Genomic DNA, 252 nt, shown 5'->3' on the forward strand with positions numbered 1-252 from the left:
CTGCGCGACGGCCGCTCACGCGACCGCGACGCACGTTGAGGCGGAGAACAAGAACATGAACAGAATCGGATTCATCGCATCGACGATCCTGGTGGCGCTCGCGCTGCTGAGCTCGACGCTCTTCGTGGTCGACCAGCGCCAGTTCGGCGTGGTCTACCAGCTCGGCCAGATCAAGAGCGTGATCACCGAGCCCGGCCTCAACTTCAAGATGCCGCCGCCGTTCCAGAACGTCTCGTACATCGACAAGCGCCT

1 protein-coding gene is annotated in these 252 nt (G+C 62.7%); it reads left to right on the forward strand.

The window, feature by feature from the left end:
- Positions 1-55: 55 nt before the first annotated feature.
- The coding region (locus CVH10_RS22660) for an SPFH domain-containing protein (protein WP_369335984.1) at positions 56-252 on the forward strand (197 nt) is incomplete at its 3' end.

The sequence above is a fragment of the Halomonas sp. ND22Bw genome, assembly GCF_003011945.1.
GTDB lineage: Bacteria > Pseudomonadota > Gammaproteobacteria > Pseudomonadales > Halomonadaceae > Halomonas > Halomonas halophila.